We start from the raw sequence: 18,413 nt of genomic DNA on the forward strand, positions 1-18,413 counted from the left end.
AACCTGATATCTTTCGTAATCTCAATAAAAGGTTACGAAAGGGTTAACGGCTTTAAATGGACGTCTGGTTGAATTGGCTATGGAATGTGACATATGGTCACGGATTAGATGTGATCGTCATTACCTTGTCGATCATGAGTGTCGTCTATATCTATTCTCGATATAACAAGCACATTGAAACGCTCATCCAAGATGTTCCTGCCGCACTGCTACTCGTGAATGCTAAAAGTGGCGTCCTACAGTTATCGAATCGTTCTGCTATGCAGATATTGGGCATTCGCCAGATTGGTCATGCTTACTTTTTTCCTGAACATATTCCGACAAAGTTCATTTTATCTGAATTGGAAAATTACACTTCTAAACAATTCCAATCACACCAATTAAAGTGGCCAGTTACTTCTCAGAGCGCAGTTACTCTGTCATTGACAGGGCGTAAGTTGCTTTACCGAGGGCAATGGGTGTGGTTGTTATATGCCTTTCCTCATCAAGCATCGACACGTGAGCTACGAGATCAGGTTTATTCTTTATCGATTGCTAAGACTGCACTTGATTCCCTTTCCGAACTCATCTATGTAAAAGACCAAGAAGGTAATGTTATCCATAGTAACCGAGCTTATGATAGTTTCTGGATAGGAAGAGAAGCTGAGGGCAGTCGAGAGATAACGGGTGTAATTAGAGGTCGTGCGAGCAAACGTCATTGGACGACTTCTCCTGATGGACGAAGTTGCCTACTTGAAACCTATCAAAGCTTATTGATGTCACCTGAAGGTGATCAACTTGGTGTACTTGGAATAAGCCATGATGTGACAGACTGGCATAATATTCAGAAAAGTCTAAGTGATGAAACGGATAAGCGTAAAGACACCGAGGTAGCACTGGCTAAGCGCGATACTATTTTACAGGTGATACTAGAATCAAGCCCAGACTCGATAGGCATTTTTGATGAGAATATGGTGTATCAGGCGTGTAACGAACCATTCGTTAAAGGGCTAGGTTTATCTAACGTTGATGATCTAATCGGTCATCGACTTGAGGGGCTTATCCCGAGATCGTTGTTTGAGCGCTTCTCTGACTCAGATGAGCAAGTGTTGAGTGAAGAAATAGCTTTGCGTTATGTCGATAAAGTGGAGGGTTCTGATGGTCAGGAAGTGTGGTATGACGTTGTTAAGTCACCCTTTACGGAACCCAAATCAGGAAATAAAGGTGTTCTAGTGATGTCGCGTGATATTTCTGAGCGATATTTAGCAGAGCAAAAGCTGGCCGATGCGAACCGAGAGCTTGAACGTTTAAGCTTAATTGATGGACTTACTCAGGTATCGAATCGACGCCACTTCGACTCTCAGTTAAGTCTATTGTGGCCCATTCATGTTCGTGAGCAGCAACCGCTAGCCGTACTGCTGTGTGATATCGACTTCTTTAAAGGATATAACGACTACTATGGACACCAAAAAGGAGACGAAGCGTTAAAGCTTGTCGCGAAGGCATTTAAACAAGTACTGACACGCTCTTCTGACTGCGTAGCGCGTTATGGCGGAGAGGAATTTGCTTTTATCTTGCCGAATACAACAACCGATGGTGCAAATCATATTGCGGATAAGGTTCACGAGCAGATTCGATCACTGGAGATTGAGCATCATGCCTCTAACGTTGCTTCTTATATTACAGTGAGTATTGGGCTTATCTCTATTCTACCTTCGCCAGAAGCCTCAATGGAATCTATTGTAGCCATGGCTGATAGTGCACTTTATCAAGCCAAAGCTGAAAATAGGAATCAAACTAATATTCATCCTGACTCAATCACTAGTGAATAGCATAGTCACTCAGCACGACATTCAACTCTAGTTCAAACTTCGATACGTTAATAAGTCGTCTAGGAATTGATACATTAGCCCAATCAATCATCATGATTTAAGGCCTATCAATCATTTAGCTTACCTTAATAAAGACACGGATGTGATGGAGTTAGCTTACCTAACAACGGCAAAAAGAGTAGACTTTCCTATCCAGAGTTTCAGTTACGTACTCAACCGCCAGTTACCACCAGAAGTTAACGCAGGAAGCCTTTAATGAAACCTATCAAAAACCTTGCCCAGTATTATGTCGATCTCTTGGTTCGATTAGGGATCCTTCGTTTTTCGATACTGCTCGCAATGGCACTTGTTGCTTTGGCGGTGGTTGTTCAAGTGGGGATTACTCTTGGGTTGAGTGGTCATGTCGATGATATTGATATTGTTCGTTCTGTCTTTTTTGGTCTGATTATCACCCCTTGGGCGGTATATTTTCTTTCGGTTGTCGTCGATCAGCTTGAAGAGTCTCGCCAACGTCTCTCAAAGCTCGTCTCTAAACTAAAAGACATGCGATCTCGTGATCAGGAGCTTAACCTTAGACTGCAACAAAATATCGCCAAATTAAATCTACAAATTGAAGAGCGAATCAAAGCAGAAGAAGCAAGAAAAGAAGCGATTAACGATCTTGAAAATGAAGTCTATCAACGTGAGCGTACCCAAGTTGAATTGGCGGAACGAACAGCGTTGCTTCGCTCTTTTATCGATGCTTCCCCTGACCTCATTTACTACCGCAATGCAGAGGGCGTTTTTTCTGGATGCAATCGAGCAATGGAAGAGCTAACAGGCAAACGAGAGAGTGAACTGGTTGGATTAACCCCGCGAGATGTCTATAGCGAAGAAATTGCTGAGCAGATCATTGATACAGACCAAAAAGTATTTATTGATAATCAGGCGCTAACTTATGAACAGTGGCTTGAATACCCTGACGGGAGAAAGAACTACTTTGAATTACGAAAAGTGCCTTTTTACAGTAAAGAGGGAGCGCACTTGGGGTTGGTGGGGTTTGGGCGTGATATTACCGAACGTAAGCAACACGAAGACTCACTAGAGAAAGCCAGTAAAGACAAAACGACATTTATCTCGACTATTAGCCATGAACTTCGTACACCACTTAATGGCATTGTTGGTTTGAGCCGGATGTTACTTGATAGCCAGCTAGATCAAGAGCAGCGAAAGTACATGCAAACGATCAATGTCAGTGCGATCACATTGGGTAATATCTTTAGCGATATCATAGATATGGATAAGTTCGATCGACGCAAGCTTGAATTATTGCCAACCACGCTACACTTTGAAGAATTTATTGCTGAGATAGAAAGCATTTCGGCGTTAATGGCTGAGCAGAAAGGGCTTCGATTTGATCTAGAGCGCTTAAGCTCTCTTCCTTTTGCGGTGAAAATTGATGCGACTCGATTACGACAGGTTCTATGGAATCTGATTAGTAACGCCATGAAGTTTACCAAAGAGGGCGGCGTTGTTATGACCGTCAGTGCTGAGACTCTAGATGATCACGCTGAAATCACAATTGAAATTGAAGACACTGGCATTGGCATAGCGGAAAGTGAATTAGACAAGATTTTCGCCATGTATTATCAAGTGAAAACAGGCAAAGACAACCTTCATGCTGTAGGAACTGGTATTGGCCTCGCGGTTTCGAAACAGCTAGTCAAAATGATGAATGGCGATATTACCGTTTCAAGTGAAGAGGGCTTTGGGACGACCTTTAGTCTGACGTTAACGGTACCGTTAGCGGAAGAATCGGCTTCTGAGATCTTGGCTCCTGTAGAACAGCCAGGACTTAGAATATTTATGGTGGAAGATATTGAGCTTAATATTACGGTAGCAAAGTCGTTATTAGAGAGCCTTGATCATCAAGTGACGGTTGCGATGACGGGTCAAGAAGCGCTAGATAGGTTTAAGCCCGACGATTATGATCTTGTTCTGTTGGATATTCAGCTACCCGATATGACCGGTTTTGACGTCGCTCAGTCATATCGTCAAAGTTACAACAAACTGCCACCTTTGGTTGCTCTCACGGCGAATGTCCTTAAAAATAAGCGAGAGTATTTAGACAAAGGTATGGACGATGCGTTGAGCAAACCGTTGTCTGTACTTGCTATTCAAGAAGTCATTGGACGCTTGTGCGATATTGATCCTGTATTTTGTGAACCTGTCGTCGAGGCTGAAAAGTCAGTCGAGTTGTCAGATGATACATTTAGTACCTTACTTGATTTACCGATGTTAGAGTCTTATGTGGATATCGTTGGGGTGAAGCCTGTATTAGATAGTATTCAGATGTTTGAAGAGATGATGCCGGATTACATTGAGATATTGGACTCTAATATGGTCGCTAAAGATCAAGACCGAATTGTCTCTGAAGCGCATAAAATAAAAGGTGCAGCAGGTTCCATTGGTTTAAAAAGAATTCAATCGGTTGCTCAAAAAGCTCAGTCGCCAGAACGTGTTACTTGGTGGGAAAATATTTCTGATTGGGTAGAAGAGATAAAGAATGGGTATCAACATGATATTCAAGTTTTGAAAGAATGGTTAGCGCAAAGGAAATAGAATGAAAAAACAGATTGCATTGGCCTCGTTGGCCGTGGCATTGCTTGCTGGGTGCCAAAATAGTGATGTGAATTGGCAACAAAGCAGCTCGGTGATGATCGAAGAGTCTCAGGTTGTATTGAAGAGTTCTCTTTGGATTGACAGAATGCCAAGCATTGGTGAGTCTTCGTCATCAGAAGAGAACTTTCATGCCGCTCTCTCTTTAGAGTCTATCAATGAGTTACCTGCGGACCTGGAAGTGGTCAGCGTAACGATTAAGCAAGGCAATGAGACGTGGCTGATAGAGAGTGAAGAAATTGATATTCGCACTCACAGCGCTAATCAGTGGGAATTGGCTGTGTCATGGCAGTTACCTATTTCCCCAGATTTACCTGCTGACATTGCGATACAGCTAAATAATAAAGGTCAAGAGAAGTGGCTTGTTGATCACGATGTTAACATCGACGTAGTGTATTAATTCTATCGTATTCGATTATATTTTAGAGTGAGCACATCACCCTGATTTATAGAGCAAAAACAAAAGGCTTGCTATCAGATAGCAAGCCTTTCTTATTGGATGTAAATAACAGCTGTTTTTGTGCTGTTACTACTCTTCTAAGTCACCACAGAAACGGTAACCTTCACCATGAATCGTTGCAATGATTTCTGGTGTGCCAGAAACAGACTCAAAGTGCTTACGGATACGACGAATCGTAACGTCAACAGTACGGTCGTGTGGCTTTAGCTCACGCCCTGTCATTTTCTTCAATAGGTCTGCACGTGTTTGAATCTTTCCTGGGTTTTCACAGAAATGAAGCAAAGCACGGAACTCAGAGCGAGGTAGCTTGTAGCCATCGCCACTTGGGCTAACCAATGAACGGCTATTAATATCTAGAATCCAACCATTGAACTCGTACTTTTCAACACTACGCTTCTCTTCTTGAATCGCACTTGCATTCATTGAGCGGCTCAGTAGGTTGCGTGCACGAATAGTAAGCTCTCTAGGGTTGAACGGTTTAGTGATGTAATCATCAGCTCCGATTTCAAGACCTAAAATCTTATCTACTTCATTGTCACGACCCGTTAGGAACATAAGAGCAACATTCGCTTGCTCACGGAGTTCTCTAGCAAGGAGTAAACCGTTCTTGCCAGGAAGGTTGATATCCATAATAACCAAGTTAACCTGATTGTCGGTTAGTACTTGGTGCATCTCTTCACCGTCACTGGCTTCAAAAACAGCGTATCCCTCTGCTTCAAAAATACTCTTAAGAGTGTTACGAGTTACTTGCTCATCTTCAACGATAAGAATCTGCGGGGTTTGCATTGGCGGTACCTAAACTTGTGATAAAATTGTGCTAATAGATTAAATACTAGGCAAAAATAATAACATCATGTTAATTTTTTTTAATAATAAACTAAACTTATTAAAAATAACACAATAGTCGCCTACTATCCTTAGTACCACAGTTTGTGTGGGGAATATCCTTTTCCTTATCAGTTACTCTACTAGTCTATGACGCGGATTTTATATTCTTAACAGCTTGCTAACAACGCAAGAATGTTAATTCCTTTCATTTTGTTGATTTATATCAATAGTTCAAATGTAACAAATATTAATAGTATGGTGTTATTGTAATAGGAGCTTGTATGGAGATTGATGCATACTTGTGGTCGTTATACCAAGACCCATATTTCATTTTTTCCAATGAACCCTATAGTAAACGTTATGCCATTATCACTGGATGGAACCGATTCGGGAAAAAGCAGTCTCACCAAGATAACCTATTGCAAAATGAGCAATTATTAGCGTCTCTACCGAATGTTGAAGTGGTCGGCGTCTTAGTAGGAAACGACGATTTTAGCTGGTATGAAGAGAGTTATGCGATTGCCATTGAAAAAGATTCAGCACGCGAGCTTGCCAAGAAATATGCGCAAAATGCTATTTATTTTGTTGAAAAGGGCGAGTTGACACTGTTGTCGTGTTTAGACGAACGTGAAACGCCTATTGGCCAGATAAAAGCTCGGTGTGTCGAAGGATTTAAGTAAAATCATGGAGGAAGTATGAACGACATTACACCGGATCTATGTGATCAGTTTGAAGATAAGCTGACACTTATCGAGCAGCCTTTACAGAACTTTGGTTTGAGGGATGCCTTTTTTGGACAGATTGAGACTGTACGCTGTTATCACGACAACTCGAAAGTTCGTGAGATTCTGAACACCAATGGTAAAGGCAAAGTATTGGTTGTGGATGGCAGTCACTCTTGTAAAAAAGCACTCATGGGTGATCAAGTGGCCATAATGGCTATCGAAAATCACTGGGAAGGGGTAATTATCTTTGGTGCAGTAAGAGATGTTGCTCAACTGTCGCAAATGGATCTTGGTATAAAAGCGATCGGTTCCTGCCCATTTAAAACTGAAAAAAGAGGGGCAGGAGATGTGCATGTAACATTAACGGTCCAAAACCAAATCATTCAGCCTGGACATTATATATACGCAGATTGGAATGGTGTACTCACATCGAAAGAGAAGCTACTTTAATCAACGTTATGCGCTAGAAACGAAACCCTAACCCTAGCTCTATACCTTGTTGCCACTCTTGATAATCGAGAGTGGCATGCAAATCGATATTGTCTGTCAGCTTCATTCGGCTAGAAACTTCAGCTGAAATAGTGTCGGATTTGGTATCATCAACTACTTCTGAGTAAGTGTGAAGGGTACTTTTTAGTGAAACTCGATTGGTCAATTGGTAACTCACACCACTTAAAAAACCATTTTCACCATTGTCAGAGTTGTCGAGTCTAGTACCGACATAAAGGTCAATTTTATCAAATAGGTTGTATGAGTAACCGCTGTCTACTTTCCAAGAATCAAACTGACTGGCACCTTGTTCACTGCTAACAAAGAGGCTGTGAGGAGAGTTATTGCCTGAAGCTGAAAGAGGTGGGAGTGGTGATGCATGTACGTATGAGCACATTATCAGCACAATAAAACTGAATAGTATCTTCATACGCCACTCCTTGGTTTCTTTTATCTTTTTTATAGTAACGCTAAGTAAAGCACAAAAACTAATTGTATGTCTTGTCTTCTATATAGCAATTGGTTATTAGGATATTCAAATAAGCGTTGTATCACTAAAAGTGATTGAATATAGTCATTTTGTTGTTTGATAAGTGAACGAACGTTAAAAAAAATAACTTTTCATTGACTCATAGGCCGAAAATAAGGTAAACGTATAGTTAATGACAGACGAGGTTAGAAAAATTTCTATGCTACATGGCCGCACAACAATAATGACCACCATTATTATTACCGACATCATAAATGTTGGGGCAGGCTGCTAACCGAAAGAAATTCAAAAAAAGGCCTGTATCCCACGAGATACAGGCCTTTTTTTATATTAGTTTAAAAACTTTGGAGAGAAGGGATGCGAGTATTAAAGTTTGGAGGTTCATCATTAGCTGATGCTGATCGTTTTTTAAGAGCGGCGGATATCATTGCTAATAATGCACAGCAAGAAGAGGTGGCAGTCGTCCTCTCTGCACCAGGAAAAACAACCAACAAGTTAGTAGCGGTTATTGATGTCGCGCTTCGAAATGGAGAGGCTGATTTACAAATTTCTGAGTTAGAGTCTTCGTTTAAAGCGCTGTTTGCAGATATCAAATCGGAGTTACCAAATATCTGTGGGAACGGCTTTACGACACAGATGAAAACATCCCTTTCTCAACTTCGCCAGTTTGTTCATGGCATCAACTTATTAGGGATGTGCCCTAATCATGTTAATGCTCGAATCATCAGTAAAGGCGAGCGAATTTCTATTCAGTTAATGAAAGCAGTTCTTGAGGCTAAAGGACAAGCCGCAAGCCTGATTGATCCTGTGCAGTATCTTTTTGCGCAAGGTGATCATCTAGAAGCGATGGTTGATGTTGAAGTTTCAACTCAGAATTTTAAGCAAAGCCCACTGCCTGTTGGCCATGTCAACATCATGCCTGGATTTACGGCTGGTAATGCTAAAGGCGAGATCGTTACTTTAGGACGAAATGGTTCTGATTATTCAGCCGCGGTACTTGCTGCTTGTTTGCGTGCAGATTGTTGTGAAATCTGGACCGATGTTGATGGCGTATACAATTGTGACCCTCGCTTAGTAGATGATGCTCGCTTACTGAAATCTTTAAGCTACCAAGAAGCGATGGAATTATCTTACTTTGGCGCTTCCGTTCTTCACCCTAAAACCATTGCACCAATTGCGCAGTTTCACATCCCATGTCTTATTAAAAATAGCTTTAACCCACAAGGTGCTGGCACATTAATTGGTCAAGATACTGGTGAAGATAATCTAGCAATAAAAGGCATTACCACGCTCAATGACCTAACAATGGTTAATGTATCTGGCCCTGGCATGAAAGGCATGGTTGGTATGGCGAGTCGCGTATTTGGTGCGATGTCTTCAGCAGGTGTGTCTATTGTTCTTATTACTCAATCTTCTTCTGAATACAGCATCAGTTTCTGTATTGAAGCCGCGGATAAGCAAAAAGCAGCGCAAGTATTAAGAGAAGCGTTTGAGCTTGAACTCAAAGATGGCCTGCTTGAGCCGGTTGAGTTTATGGATGATGTGTCAATTGTCACTCTTGTCGGTGATGGTATGCGAACCTCTCGTGGCGTAGCGTCTCAATTCTTTGCATCACTGGCTGAAGTAAACGTCAACATTGTTGCTATTGCACAGGGCTCTTCTGAGCGTGCTATATCAGCGGTTATTCCTGAAGATAAGATTGCTGAAGCGATCAAAGCGTGTCACGAGAATCTGTTCAATTCGAAACACTTCTTAGATGTGTTCGTTGTTGGTGTTGGTGGTGTTGGTGGTGAACTCGTTGACCAAATCCAACGTCAGCAAGAAAAACTGGCGGACAAAGGCATTGTGATTCGAGTTTGTGGTCTGGCAAACAGTAAAGGGTTGCTACTTGATAGTGAGGGGCTTCCTTTAGAGCACTGGCGTGATCGTATGCAAGGTGCGTCTGAAGAGTTTAGCTTAGCGCGTCTTATTTCTTTAGTTCAGCGTAATCACATCATTAACCCAGTACTGGTCGACTGTACGTCAAGTGAAGTGATCGCGAATCAATACGCTGATTTCCTAGGTGCTGGATTCCACGTTGTAACACCAAACAAAAAAGCCAACACATCAAGCATGGCTTACTACCACCAGTTACGTGAAGTAGCACGTAGCTCACGTCGTAAACTGATGTATGAAACAACCGTTGGTGCTGGCCTACCAGTTATTGAAAACCTGCAAAACCTGATCTCTGCAGGTGATGAGCTGGAAAAATTCAACGGCATTCTATCGGGTTCACTCTCTTATATCTTCGGCAAGCTTGATGAAGGGATGACACTAAGCCAAGCGACAAATATTGCGAAGGACAACGGGTTTACTGAACCTGATCCACGTGATGATTTATCAGGGATGGATGTAGCGCGTAAGCTGCTTATTCTCGCTCGTGAAGCAGGTATGGCGCTTGAGCTTGAAGACGTTATCGTTGACCAAGCTCTACCACCAGGCTTTGATGATTCAGGCAGTGTGGAAGAGTTTATGGCTCGACTACCTGAAGCTGATGCTTACTTTAAACAGCAAGTAGAAGAAGCGGCTAAAGAGGGCAAGGTTCTACGTTACGTTGGTGAGATAGCCGACGGTAAATGTAAAGTTCGTATTGCCGCGGTTGATGGCGATGATCCAATGTACAAGATCAAAGATGGTGAGAATGCACTGGCCTTCTATAGTCGTTATTACCAACCAATCCCACTGGTTCTTCGCGGCTATGGCGCAGGTACAGAAGTGACGGCAGCAGGTGTATTCTCTGACGTGATGCGTACCCTTGGCTGGAAATTAGGAGTGTAAATCATGGCGAAAGGAATGGATGTTGTTGTATACGCTCCTGCTTCAATTGGTAATGTTAGCGTTGGCTTTGATGTACTCGGCGCTGCGGTTTCTCCAGTTGACGGTACATTACTTGGCGATCGCGTTTTGGTTAAAAGTGGTGAAGAGCCATTTAGCCTAAAAACGGCAGGAAGCTTTGTCGCTAAATTGCCGAGTAATATGAAAGAGAATATCGTGTATGACTGCTGGGTTGTCTTTACCCGCGAACTTGCACGCAAAGATGTAGAGTCTTTGCCATTGGAGATGACGCTAGAAAAGAATATGCCGATCGGTTCTGGTCTGGGCTCTAGTGCATGTTCTATCGTAGCGGCACTGGATGCACTTAACCGCTTCCATGGCCAACCGTTAAATGAAACGGAACTGCTGGCACTGATGGGAGAAATGGAAGGCAAGATATCGGGTGGCATTCACTACGATAACGTTGCTCCATGTTATCTTGGTGGCTTACAGCTGATGCTTGAAGAGCTCGGCATCATTAGCCAAGAAGTGCCATGTTTTGATGAGTGGTACTGGGTCATGGCTTACCCTGGCATTACAGTATCAACAGCCGAAGCGCGTGAGATACTGCCTTCTCAATATCGTCGCCAAGATATTATTGCTCACGGTCGTCACTTAGCTGGGTTCATTCATGCGTGTCATTCAGGTCAACCTGAATTGGCTGCCAAAATGATCAAAGACGTGATCGCAGAACCATATCGTGAGAAACTGCTACCTGGTTTTGCTGATGCGCGTAAATACGCGATGTCAGCTGGGGCATTAGCAACCGGAATTTCGGGAAGCGGCCCAACCCTATTTAGCATTTGCAAAGATAAAGATGTCGCTGAGCGTGTTGCTCGTTGGCTTGAACAAAATTACGTACAAAATCAAGAAGGATTCGTCCATGTTTGTCGCTTAGACAAGCAAGGCTCGACCGTTACAGGAAGTTCACTATGAAGCTCTACAACATCAAAGAAAATGATGAACAAGTCTCTTTTGGCCAAGCCGTGCGCCAAGGCTTAGGTCGTAATCAAGGTCTATTTTTCCCATCAGAATTGCCAAAGTTTGATGATATTGATGCGCTACTCGCAGAAGATTTTACTTCACGCAGCGCGAAAATTTTATCGGCATTAATTGGTGACGAGCTATCGAAAGAGGTCGTGAAAGGCCTAGTAGCAGAAGCATTCCAATTCCCTGCACCGATCAAGCAAGTAAAAGATGGCGTTTACGCGCTAGAACTATTCCATGGTCCAACGCTAGCGTTTAAAGATTTTGGTGGTCGTTTTATGGCTCAGTCTTTAGCGGCGGTATCTAATGGTGGAAAAATCACTATTTTAACTGCGACTTCAGGTGATACTGGTGCAGCCGTTGCTCATGCGTTCTACGGTATGGAAGACATCAATGTTGTGATTCTTTACCCGAAAGGCAAAATCAGCCCACTGCAAGAAAAACTATTCTGTACATTAGGTGGAAACATCCACACTGTTGCTATTGATGGTGACTTTGACGCTTGTCAGTCGTTGGTTAAGCAATCATTTGATGACGCGGCTTTGCGTGAAGAGATTGGTCTTAATTCAGCTAACTCAATCAACATCAGCCGTTTAATGGCGCAAATCTGTTATTACTTTGAAGCTGCTTCTCAACTGAGCAAACAAGAGCGTGAGAATTTAGTTATCTCTGTACCAAGTGGTAACTTCGGTAACCTTACCGCGGGCCTACTGGCTAAAGCGTTAGGTTTGCCAATCAAACGCTTTATTGCAGCTACCAATGCGAACGATACTGTTCCACGCTATCTTGAAACAGGTAAGTGGGATCCAAAACCAACGGTTGCTACTACATCGAATGCTATGGATGTGAGTCAACCAAATAACTGGCCACGTATTGAAGAACTGTGTCAGCTGAAAGGTTGGGGTCTAGATACATTAGGTAAAGGCATGGTAACGGATGAGCAAAGTGCTGAGTCTGTGCGTGAACTGCACAGTGAAGGTTACTTATGTGAACCACACGGTGCGATTGCTTACCGCTTACTTGGCGAACAGTTACAAGAAGGTGAAACGGGTCTATTCCTTTGTACGGCACACCCTGCGAAGTTTAAAGAAGTGGTCGATGATATCTTATCGGCTGATATTGATGTACCTGCACCTTTAGCGAAACATGCGGCAATGGAATTGTTGTCCGAAGATCTCGCAGATGACTTTGATGCACTGAAGGCGGTACTACGCCGAGTTCAAAAGTAACGAGTTACCAATGGTAAAGCCTTAGCTAGATGCTAAGGCTCTTAAATAGAAAAGCGGCGCTATTTAATAGCGCCGCTTTTTTATCCAAATTTCTTAAAAAGAGAATGGATTATAGAGAATCAGTGAAAGTACGTGCGATTACGTCTCGTTGCTGCTCAGTCGTTAGTGAGTTGAAACGTACAGCGTAGCCAGAAACACGAATAGTTAGCTGTGGGTAGTTCTCTGGGTGTGCTACTGCATCTTCTAGAGTTTCACGCTTAAGAACGTTAACGTTAAGGTGTTGACCACCTTCAATTTTTGGCGGAGTTTCGATTGCTACTTCACGGCTCTCGAATTGACCAAGATCGTTGATTGCAACGATTTGGTCAGCTTCGTAGCCATTTGCAGCAGCAACACAGCGCGCTTCGTTCTTCTCGCTATCTAGTAGCCAGATTGAGTTAAGTAGATCGTCATTTGCAGCTGTTGTGATTTGAATACCTTGGATCATAACTTTCTCCTAGTCCACTCACGTGGAAATTGTTGTTAAATTTTAAGTCGAGCGAATAATTCTTTATCTTATGGCAGCTATTCTAATATTGATTTGAGTCAAAACACAACAAAAAACATTAACTTTGTTATGGTTATTTCTTTGATCTAGATCAATAAGTTATTGTTATATAACTGATTATAAAATAGTTTATAGATTAAAAAAAATTTTAATGTGATCTTTGTGGTAATTTTACAACAATAGGAAAAGGTGTATTTTGGGCCAAAACACGTTATAAAAGCGCCTGAAAATTGAATGATATATAGGGTAGTTGGCCCTATTAGACAGTAGGTTTATGACAATGAATGTGAAGAATTATGGCAATAAGCTTATCGGAGCTCATGTATCGGCTGCGGGTGGTGTTGATCTTGCGCCAATGAGAGCGAGAGAAATTGGGGCTAACGCATTTGCCCTTTTTACTAAAAACCAAAGACAATGGAAAGCTAAGCCTTTAGAAGAGAAAACTATCAGTGCATTTAAAGCAAATTGCAAAATGCTAGGTTTTACTACTGAACATATTCTTCCTCACGACTCTTACCTAATAAACCTTGGTGCACCGGAAGAAGAAAAGCTTCTCAAATCAAGAGCGGCATTTATTGATGAGATGGAGCGTTGCCAGCAGTTGGGACTGACATTATTGAATTTTCATCCTGGGAGTCATTTAAAGAAGATATCTGAGAATGAGTGTTTGGCCCTTATCTCTGAATCAATTAATTTAGCTCACCAAGCGGTTCCTGAAGTTATTGCCGTCATCGAGAATACTGCCGGTCAAGGGACAAACTTGGGTTGGAAATTTGAACATCTCGCTCAAATTATTGAAAAAGTAGAAGATAAAAGTCGCGTAGGGGTCTGCCTTGATACTTGCCACACGTTTACTGCAGGCTACGACTTACGGACAAAAGAAGCATGCGATCATACCTTTTCAGAGTTCGATCGTATTGTCGGTATGCACTATCTTCGTGCAATGCATATCAATGATTCTAAAGTAGAATTAGCAAGCCGTGTCGATCGGCATCATTCACTAGGGCAAGGGGAAATAGGTTGGGACTGCTTTGAGTATATTGCTAAAGATCCACGTTTTGATTCTATCCCTCTGATTTTAGAAACAATTGATGTCGATATATGGGCTGATGAAATTAAAGCACTAAGAGAATTTCATTTAAACTCAATCGCTTGATGGGAGGCCTGAAAAAGTTGGCACTGATCTTTCATTACTACAAATGAGCATCAACATTTTGTAGGTATATAAAGAGGAGTGTCATTATGTCTACTATTACTCGTGCACCAATTGCTTATACTTCACGCGCCAGTCGCATGCCAACCCCTAACCGCCATATTACAGGGCAAGGTGGTCGCTTCAGAACGCCACAGAAAAATTCATGATTAGGTTGTAATCCCTGTAAATTGGATTCGTTCAGTATAAGATGAACAAAATTTCAATTTATGGGGATACGACATGCCAACCACATGGCAAGATTTTATAAAGACTGAAGCACAGAAGCCTTACTTTATTGAGATGATGGGCATCATTGAAAATGAACGCTTTAGTGGCAAAAATATCTACCCTTCAACAGATAACGTATTTAAAGCCTTTGAGCTTACGTCATTTGATAATGTTAAAGTCGTTATTCTTGGACAGGATCCTTATCACGGCCCAAATCAAGCCCATGGACTAAGTTTTTCTGTTCTCCCTAACGTAAAAGTACCCCCATCATTGGTTAATATCTATAAAGAACTCGCTAACGACATAGATGGCTTTTCTATTCCAAACCATGGTTTTTTGAATCACTGGGCTGAGCAGGGCGTGTTACTTCTGAATACCGTCTTAACTGTGGAACAAGGAAAAGCGCATTCACACTCTAAATTGGGCTGGGAGACGTTTACCGATCATGCGATTGACCTGCTGGCCAAACATAATCAAGGCATTGTCTTTTTACTTTGGGGAGCACATGCCCAGAAAAAAGGGCGCTTTATTGATCAAGAAAAACACCACGTTTTAACTGCGCCACACCCCTCTCCTTTGTCTGCTCACCGTGGCTTCTTTGGTTGTAATCACTTCTCTAAAGTAAATCAATGGCTTAAAAATCAAGGCGAGCAAGAGATCGATTGGGTTCTGAGTAATAAGGGATAATCGCTATATCTAAGAGTGTTCGCTTTGGCCACTGATGAGGTTGTTAGTATAAGTGCGTGAATGTTTGCGCTTATATCCAAAATTGAATGCTAATGGCGGTTTTTTGAACAGGCTCAATACATATAGCCCCTCCCTCATATACACTTATATAAAGTAAGTATTAAGGAGAGAGATTATGATGATTGAACGGATTCGTCGCGAGCATGGCTATATGGTTCGCTTGCTGGCTATTTTGAGACAAAAGTTAGCATTGCTTAAAAATGAAGAGATGATTAACTATTCGTTAGTTCGCGACGTAGTCGATTACCTTGCGAATCATTCTGAGAAAGTCCACCATCCTAAAGAAGATATTATCTACCATTACTTTCTTTCTCATTATGGTCATCAATTTGAGATCAGTAATTTGGAATTAGAGCACCAGCAACTTTCTCAAAAGACGCATGAGTTTTTAGATGTAGTCGATATGATTCTCAAAGATGCCGTTATTCCTCAAGATGTTTTTGTTGGTTTGCTCGAAGAGTTCCTTGCAACGCAAAAACGCCACTTAGAGACAGAAGAAGGTTCAATATTGCCTTTGATTGATAGAACGTTTAAAACAAGTGATTGGCAAGCAGTAGAGAAACTGTGGGATGTGTGTGAAGAAGACCCTCTATTTGGTGAGACAATAGCGGATAAATATCAGCAGCTATCTCGCAGAGTCAACCAACTTAATAGTGAATGCGTTTAAGGCATCTATCTACTTGACATTTTTACCGTAAGGGGATGGTGTCCTAGAGTGACTATGCCCGTAAAGAGAGTCGACTGAAAATCAGATTATAGAGACAAAAAAGGCGCTAACGTTAGCGCCTTTTTTATTCGTGTCTATTAAATATCGAGATCTTCAACTCTTAGGTTCATATCCATATCGAGCAGTTCTTTTTGTAAACGCTGGCGATCTTTTATTGCTTCTATTTCTCGCCATTTGCGCTTCACTGGTTTTGAACGAGCTGCTTTACCTCTAGGGAAAGATGCTTCCATTACTTCATCGAACTGTACGCCTTCCATAAGCCACCTCAATTTTATTTTAATACGCCCTTACTGGGACCTTTTTAATACCACGATTTGCCTAAGGTTATCCTTGATTTGTTTCTCATTTGTTTATTTTTTATGAACATTTTATGTGTGTTATTAACTAAATATCACAAAACCCAAAAAACAACCGATTAATTAATGAGCAAACAAACGGAAGTAATCGATTAAATTCGCTGTTAACAAGCACAGCAATCTAGGTATAGGTTATTCCGAGCAGAAGTTAACAATTGTGGTTTTATTTAGAAAATAACCAACGCTAGGTTAGGAAAAGGTCAAAAATCACCAAAACGCTATAACCCCCTCTCTCACTACGATGAGCTCGTTTTTATTTTGTGTTCGCTAGGCGTATGTAACAAGTTGTTAATGTTGCAATGGATCTTTATGTATCTGTTGCAATTGTGGTTGGTTGTGATGCCTTTGTGTTAAAAATACATCTTTTAACAGAGTCTCATACTATTTATGTGCATTGGGTTTAGTATTGATTTTTGAGTTACCTAGCGGCATTATCCGGCGGTCAAAAATACACAGCTTCGAACACCAGGGTAAACTTTAGGGTTCGACATGAAAATTTCATCCTATAACGACAGACAATTTCGCTTTTTATATTTGAACAGCGATATGAGGTTTTTAGAGCTAAGCTTTCGTAGCTAAGAGCAGTGCAAACACCGAGAGAGGTTCTTGTGACAGACGTAATTAATTTAATGAATGACCTGCTATGGGGTTCAATTCTAGTTTATCTACTTGTAGGTATCGGTATCTACTTCACGGTACGTTTAGGTTTTATTCAGTTTCGCCATTTTGGCCATATGTTCAGCGTGCTTAAAAATAGCCGCAAAGCAGATAATGCGGGTATCTCCTCTTTTCAAGCTCTTTGTACAAGCTTAGCTGCACGTGTTGGTACCGGTAATATGGCGGGGGTTGCGGTTGCACTTACCGCTGGTGGCCCTGGTGCTATCTTCTGGATGTGGTTAATTGCCATGTTAGGTATGGCAACATCATTTGCTGAAAGTACGCTTGCACAGCTTTACAAGACGCGTGATAACGATGGCAACTATCGCGGCGGTCCAGCTTACTACATGGAAAAAGGCTTGGGCATGCGCTGGATGGGCGTTCTGTTCTCTATTTTCCTTATCATCGCTTTTGGTCTCGTGTTTAACGCGGTTCAAGCGAATGCTATTGCAAGTGCGATGAATAATGCATTTGGTTTTGAAGAGCTATATGTTGGTATTGCGATTGTCCTTATTTCAGCGTTCGTTATCTTTGGTGGTATTCGTAAGATTGCACGTACCGCTGAACTGATCGTTCCTATCATGGCACTGGCATACTTGCTTATCGCACTTTACGTGATGCTAACGAATATAGAGAAAGTGCCAGATGTCTTATCTCTTATATTTAAAAGTGCATTTGGTCTTCAAGAAGCCGCTGCAGGTGGTTTAGGCTACGCAATTGCTCAAGCGATGATTCAAGGTATTAAACGTGGTTTGTTCTCGAACGAAGCGGGTATGGGTTCTGCGCCAAACGCAGCAGCTTCGGCAACGCCTTATCCTCCACACCCTGCGTCTCAAGGTTATGTGCAAATGCTGGGTGTTTTCACTGATACCATTGTTATCTGTTCATGTACTGTAGCGATTATCTTGATGTCTGGTGAGTACGTTCCTCATGGCGAAATTACGGGTATTGAACTGACACAGCGAGCATTAACAGCGCAAGTTGGCAGCTGGGGTGGTATCTTTGTAGCAGTGGCGATTTTCTTCTTCGCGTTCACTTCTATTATTGCTAACTACTCGTATGCAGAAACGAACCTTATCTTCTTAGAGCATAACAACAAGAAAGGCCTAGTACTGTTCAGACTGGTTGTTCTTGGTATGGTGATGTTTGGTTCTTTAGCGGCGCTACCAACGGTATGGGCACTGGCTGATGTTTCTATGGGTCTAATGGCGATTGTCAACTTAGTCGCGATTAGTCTGCTATCGGGAATCGTTATCAAGTTAGCAAAAGACTACAACCGTCAACTTGATGCGGGTAAAGTGCCGACATTTGACGCCAATGACTTCCCTGAACTGCAATCGCAACTTGAAGAAGGTATTTGGGATAACAGTAAGAAAAAATCCAATTAATATTACCTATTAGAGTAATTAAAAAGCCATGCAGACAA

The 18,413-nt window shown here is 41.9% G+C and carries 16 protein-coding genes and 1 other annotated feature; of the genes, 12 read left to right on the top strand and 4 right to left on the bottom strand.

Features of this window, described 5'->3' with window-relative positions:
* Window positions 1-56: 56 nt before the first annotated feature.
* The 3 genes from KP803_RS03950 to KP803_RS03960 all read left to right on the top strand — a co-directional run bounded on the left by KP803_RS03950 (window position 57) and on the right by KP803_RS03960 (window position 4,869).
* Window positions 57-1,811 carry a diguanylate cyclase domain-containing protein gene (locus KP803_RS03950; RefSeq protein ID WP_248007533.1) on the top strand — a complete coding sequence of 585 codons (1,755 nt, stop codon included), beginning with the start codon at window positions 57-59 and terminating at the stop codon, window positions 1,809-1,811.
* 255 nt (window positions 1,812-2,066) lie between these two features.
* Complete coding sequence (gene arcB, locus KP803_RS03955) at window positions 2,067-4,412, top strand: aerobic respiration two-component sensor histidine kinase ArcB (RefSeq protein WP_248007534.1); 2,346 nt, start codon at window positions 2,067-2,069, stop codon at window positions 4,410-4,412.
* Between the two features lies 1 nt (window position 4,413).
* Complete coding sequence (locus KP803_RS03960; protein WP_248007535.1) at window positions 4,414-4,869, top strand: hypothetical protein; 456 nt, start codon at window positions 4,414-4,416, stop codon at window positions 4,867-4,869.
* A gap of 129 nt (window positions 4,870-4,998) precedes the next feature.
* Here KP803_RS03960 and arcA read toward each other — a convergent pair whose 3' ends face one another.
* Entirely contained in the window at window positions 4,999-5,715 is a 717-nt protein-coding gene (gene arcA, locus KP803_RS03965; RefSeq protein ID WP_248007536.1) for a two-component system response regulator ArcA, read from the bottom strand.
* Between the two features lie 323 nt (window positions 5,716-6,038).
* On the opposite strand from arcA, the gene KP803_RS03970 reads away from it, so the two are divergent.
* Together KP803_RS03970 and KP803_RS03975 are read left to right on the top strand one after the other, a co-directional pair.
* Entirely contained in the window at window positions 6,039-6,437 is a 399-nt protein-coding gene (locus KP803_RS03970; protein WP_248007537.1) for a DUF3293 domain-containing protein, read from the top strand.
* Between the two features lie 15 nt (window positions 6,438-6,452).
* Window positions 6,453-6,932 (top strand): putative 4-hydroxy-4-methyl-2-oxoglutarate aldolase, encoded by a 480-nt coding sequence (locus KP803_RS03975; RefSeq protein WP_248007538.1) that lies wholly within the window; start codon window positions 6,453-6,455, stop codon window positions 6,930-6,932.
* A 13-nt stretch (window positions 6,933-6,945) separates the two neighbouring features.
* Here the strand turns inward: KP803_RS03975 and KP803_RS03980 are convergent, their stop codons facing one another.
* The gene (locus tag KP803_RS03980; protein WP_248007539.1) at window positions 6,946-7,401 is read right to left on the bottom strand and encodes a hypothetical protein; all 456 of its coding nucleotides are present in this window, start codon (window positions 7,399-7,401) and stop codon (window positions 6,946-6,948) included.
* Window positions 7,402-7,675: 274 nt separating this feature from the next.
* Window positions 7,676-7,789, top strand: a sequence feature (Thr leader region).
* 29 nt (window positions 7,790-7,818) lie between these two features.
* Here KP803_RS03980 and thrA point away from each other — a divergent pair.
* The 3 genes from thrA to thrC are packed head-to-tail and all read left to right on the top strand — an operon-like array spanning window position 7,819 to window position 12,530.
* Window positions 7,819-10,278: a bifunctional aspartate kinase/homoserine dehydrogenase I gene (thrA, locus tag KP803_RS03985; protein ID WP_248007540.1), complete on the top strand. Its 2,460-nt coding sequence runs from the start codon at window positions 7,819-7,821 to the stop codon at window positions 10,276-10,278.
* Between the two features lie 15 nt (window positions 10,279-10,293).
* Window positions 10,294-11,250 carry a homoserine kinase gene (gene thrB, locus KP803_RS03990; RefSeq protein WP_248007761.1) on the top strand — a complete coding sequence of 319 codons (957 nt, stop codon included), beginning with the start codon at window positions 10,294-10,296 and terminating at the stop codon, window positions 11,248-11,250.
* Window positions 11,247-12,530 (top strand): threonine synthase, encoded by a 1,284-nt coding sequence (gene thrC / locus KP803_RS03995; RefSeq protein ID WP_248007541.1) that lies wholly within the window; start codon window positions 11,247-11,249, stop codon window positions 12,528-12,530. The genes thrB and thrC overlap by 4 nt, the downstream gene beginning before the upstream one ends.
* 109 nt (window positions 12,531-12,639) lie before the next feature.
* On the opposite strand, the gene grcA is transcribed toward thrC, so the two are convergent.
* On the bottom strand, window positions 12,640-13,017 hold the full coding sequence (gene grcA / locus KP803_RS04000) for an autonomous glycyl radical cofactor GrcA (protein WP_248007542.1): 378 nt from the start codon (window positions 13,015-13,017) through the stop codon (window positions 12,640-12,642).
* Between the two features lie 340 nt (window positions 13,018-13,357).
* On the opposite strand from grcA, the gene nfo reads away from it, so the two are divergent.
* The 3 genes from nfo to KP803_RS04015 all read left to right on the top strand — a co-directional run bounded on the left by nfo (window position 13,358) and on the right by KP803_RS04015 (window position 15,914).
* Window positions 13,358-14,233, top strand: a complete 876-nt coding sequence (nfo, locus tag KP803_RS04005; RefSeq protein WP_427916919.1) for a deoxyribonuclease IV — start codon at window positions 13,358-13,360, stop codon at window positions 14,231-14,233.
* Between the two features lie 279 nt (window positions 14,234-14,512).
* Window positions 14,513-15,187 carry a uracil-DNA glycosylase gene (gene ung, locus KP803_RS04010; protein ID WP_248007544.1) on the top strand — a complete coding sequence of 225 codons (675 nt, stop codon included), beginning with the start codon at window positions 14,513-14,515 and terminating at the stop codon, window positions 15,185-15,187.
* 175 nt (window positions 15,188-15,362) lie between these two features.
* Window positions 15,363-15,914: a hemerythrin domain-containing protein gene (locus KP803_RS04015; protein ID WP_248007545.1), complete on the top strand. Its 552-nt coding sequence runs from the start codon at window positions 15,363-15,365 to the stop codon at window positions 15,912-15,914.
* Between the two features lie 137 nt (window positions 15,915-16,051).
* Here the strand turns inward: KP803_RS04015 and KP803_RS04020 are convergent, their stop codons facing one another.
* Window positions 16,052-16,231, bottom strand: a complete 180-nt coding sequence (locus tag KP803_RS04020; RefSeq protein WP_248007546.1) for a DUF3545 family protein — start codon at window positions 16,229-16,231, stop codon at window positions 16,052-16,054.
* Window positions 16,232-16,938: 707 nt separating this feature from the next.
* Here KP803_RS04020 and KP803_RS04025 point away from each other — a divergent pair.
* Window positions 16,939-18,375 (top strand): alanine/glycine:cation symporter family protein, encoded by a 1,437-nt coding sequence (locus tag KP803_RS04025; protein ID WP_248007547.1) that lies wholly within the window; start codon window positions 16,939-16,941, stop codon window positions 18,373-18,375.
* The last annotated feature ends 38 nt before the right edge of the window (window positions 18,376-18,413 follow it).

This window comes from Vibrio amylolyticus, from assembly GCF_023145695.1.
Taxonomy (GTDB): Bacteria; Pseudomonadota; Gammaproteobacteria; order Enterobacterales; family Vibrionaceae; genus Vibrio; species Vibrio amylolyticus.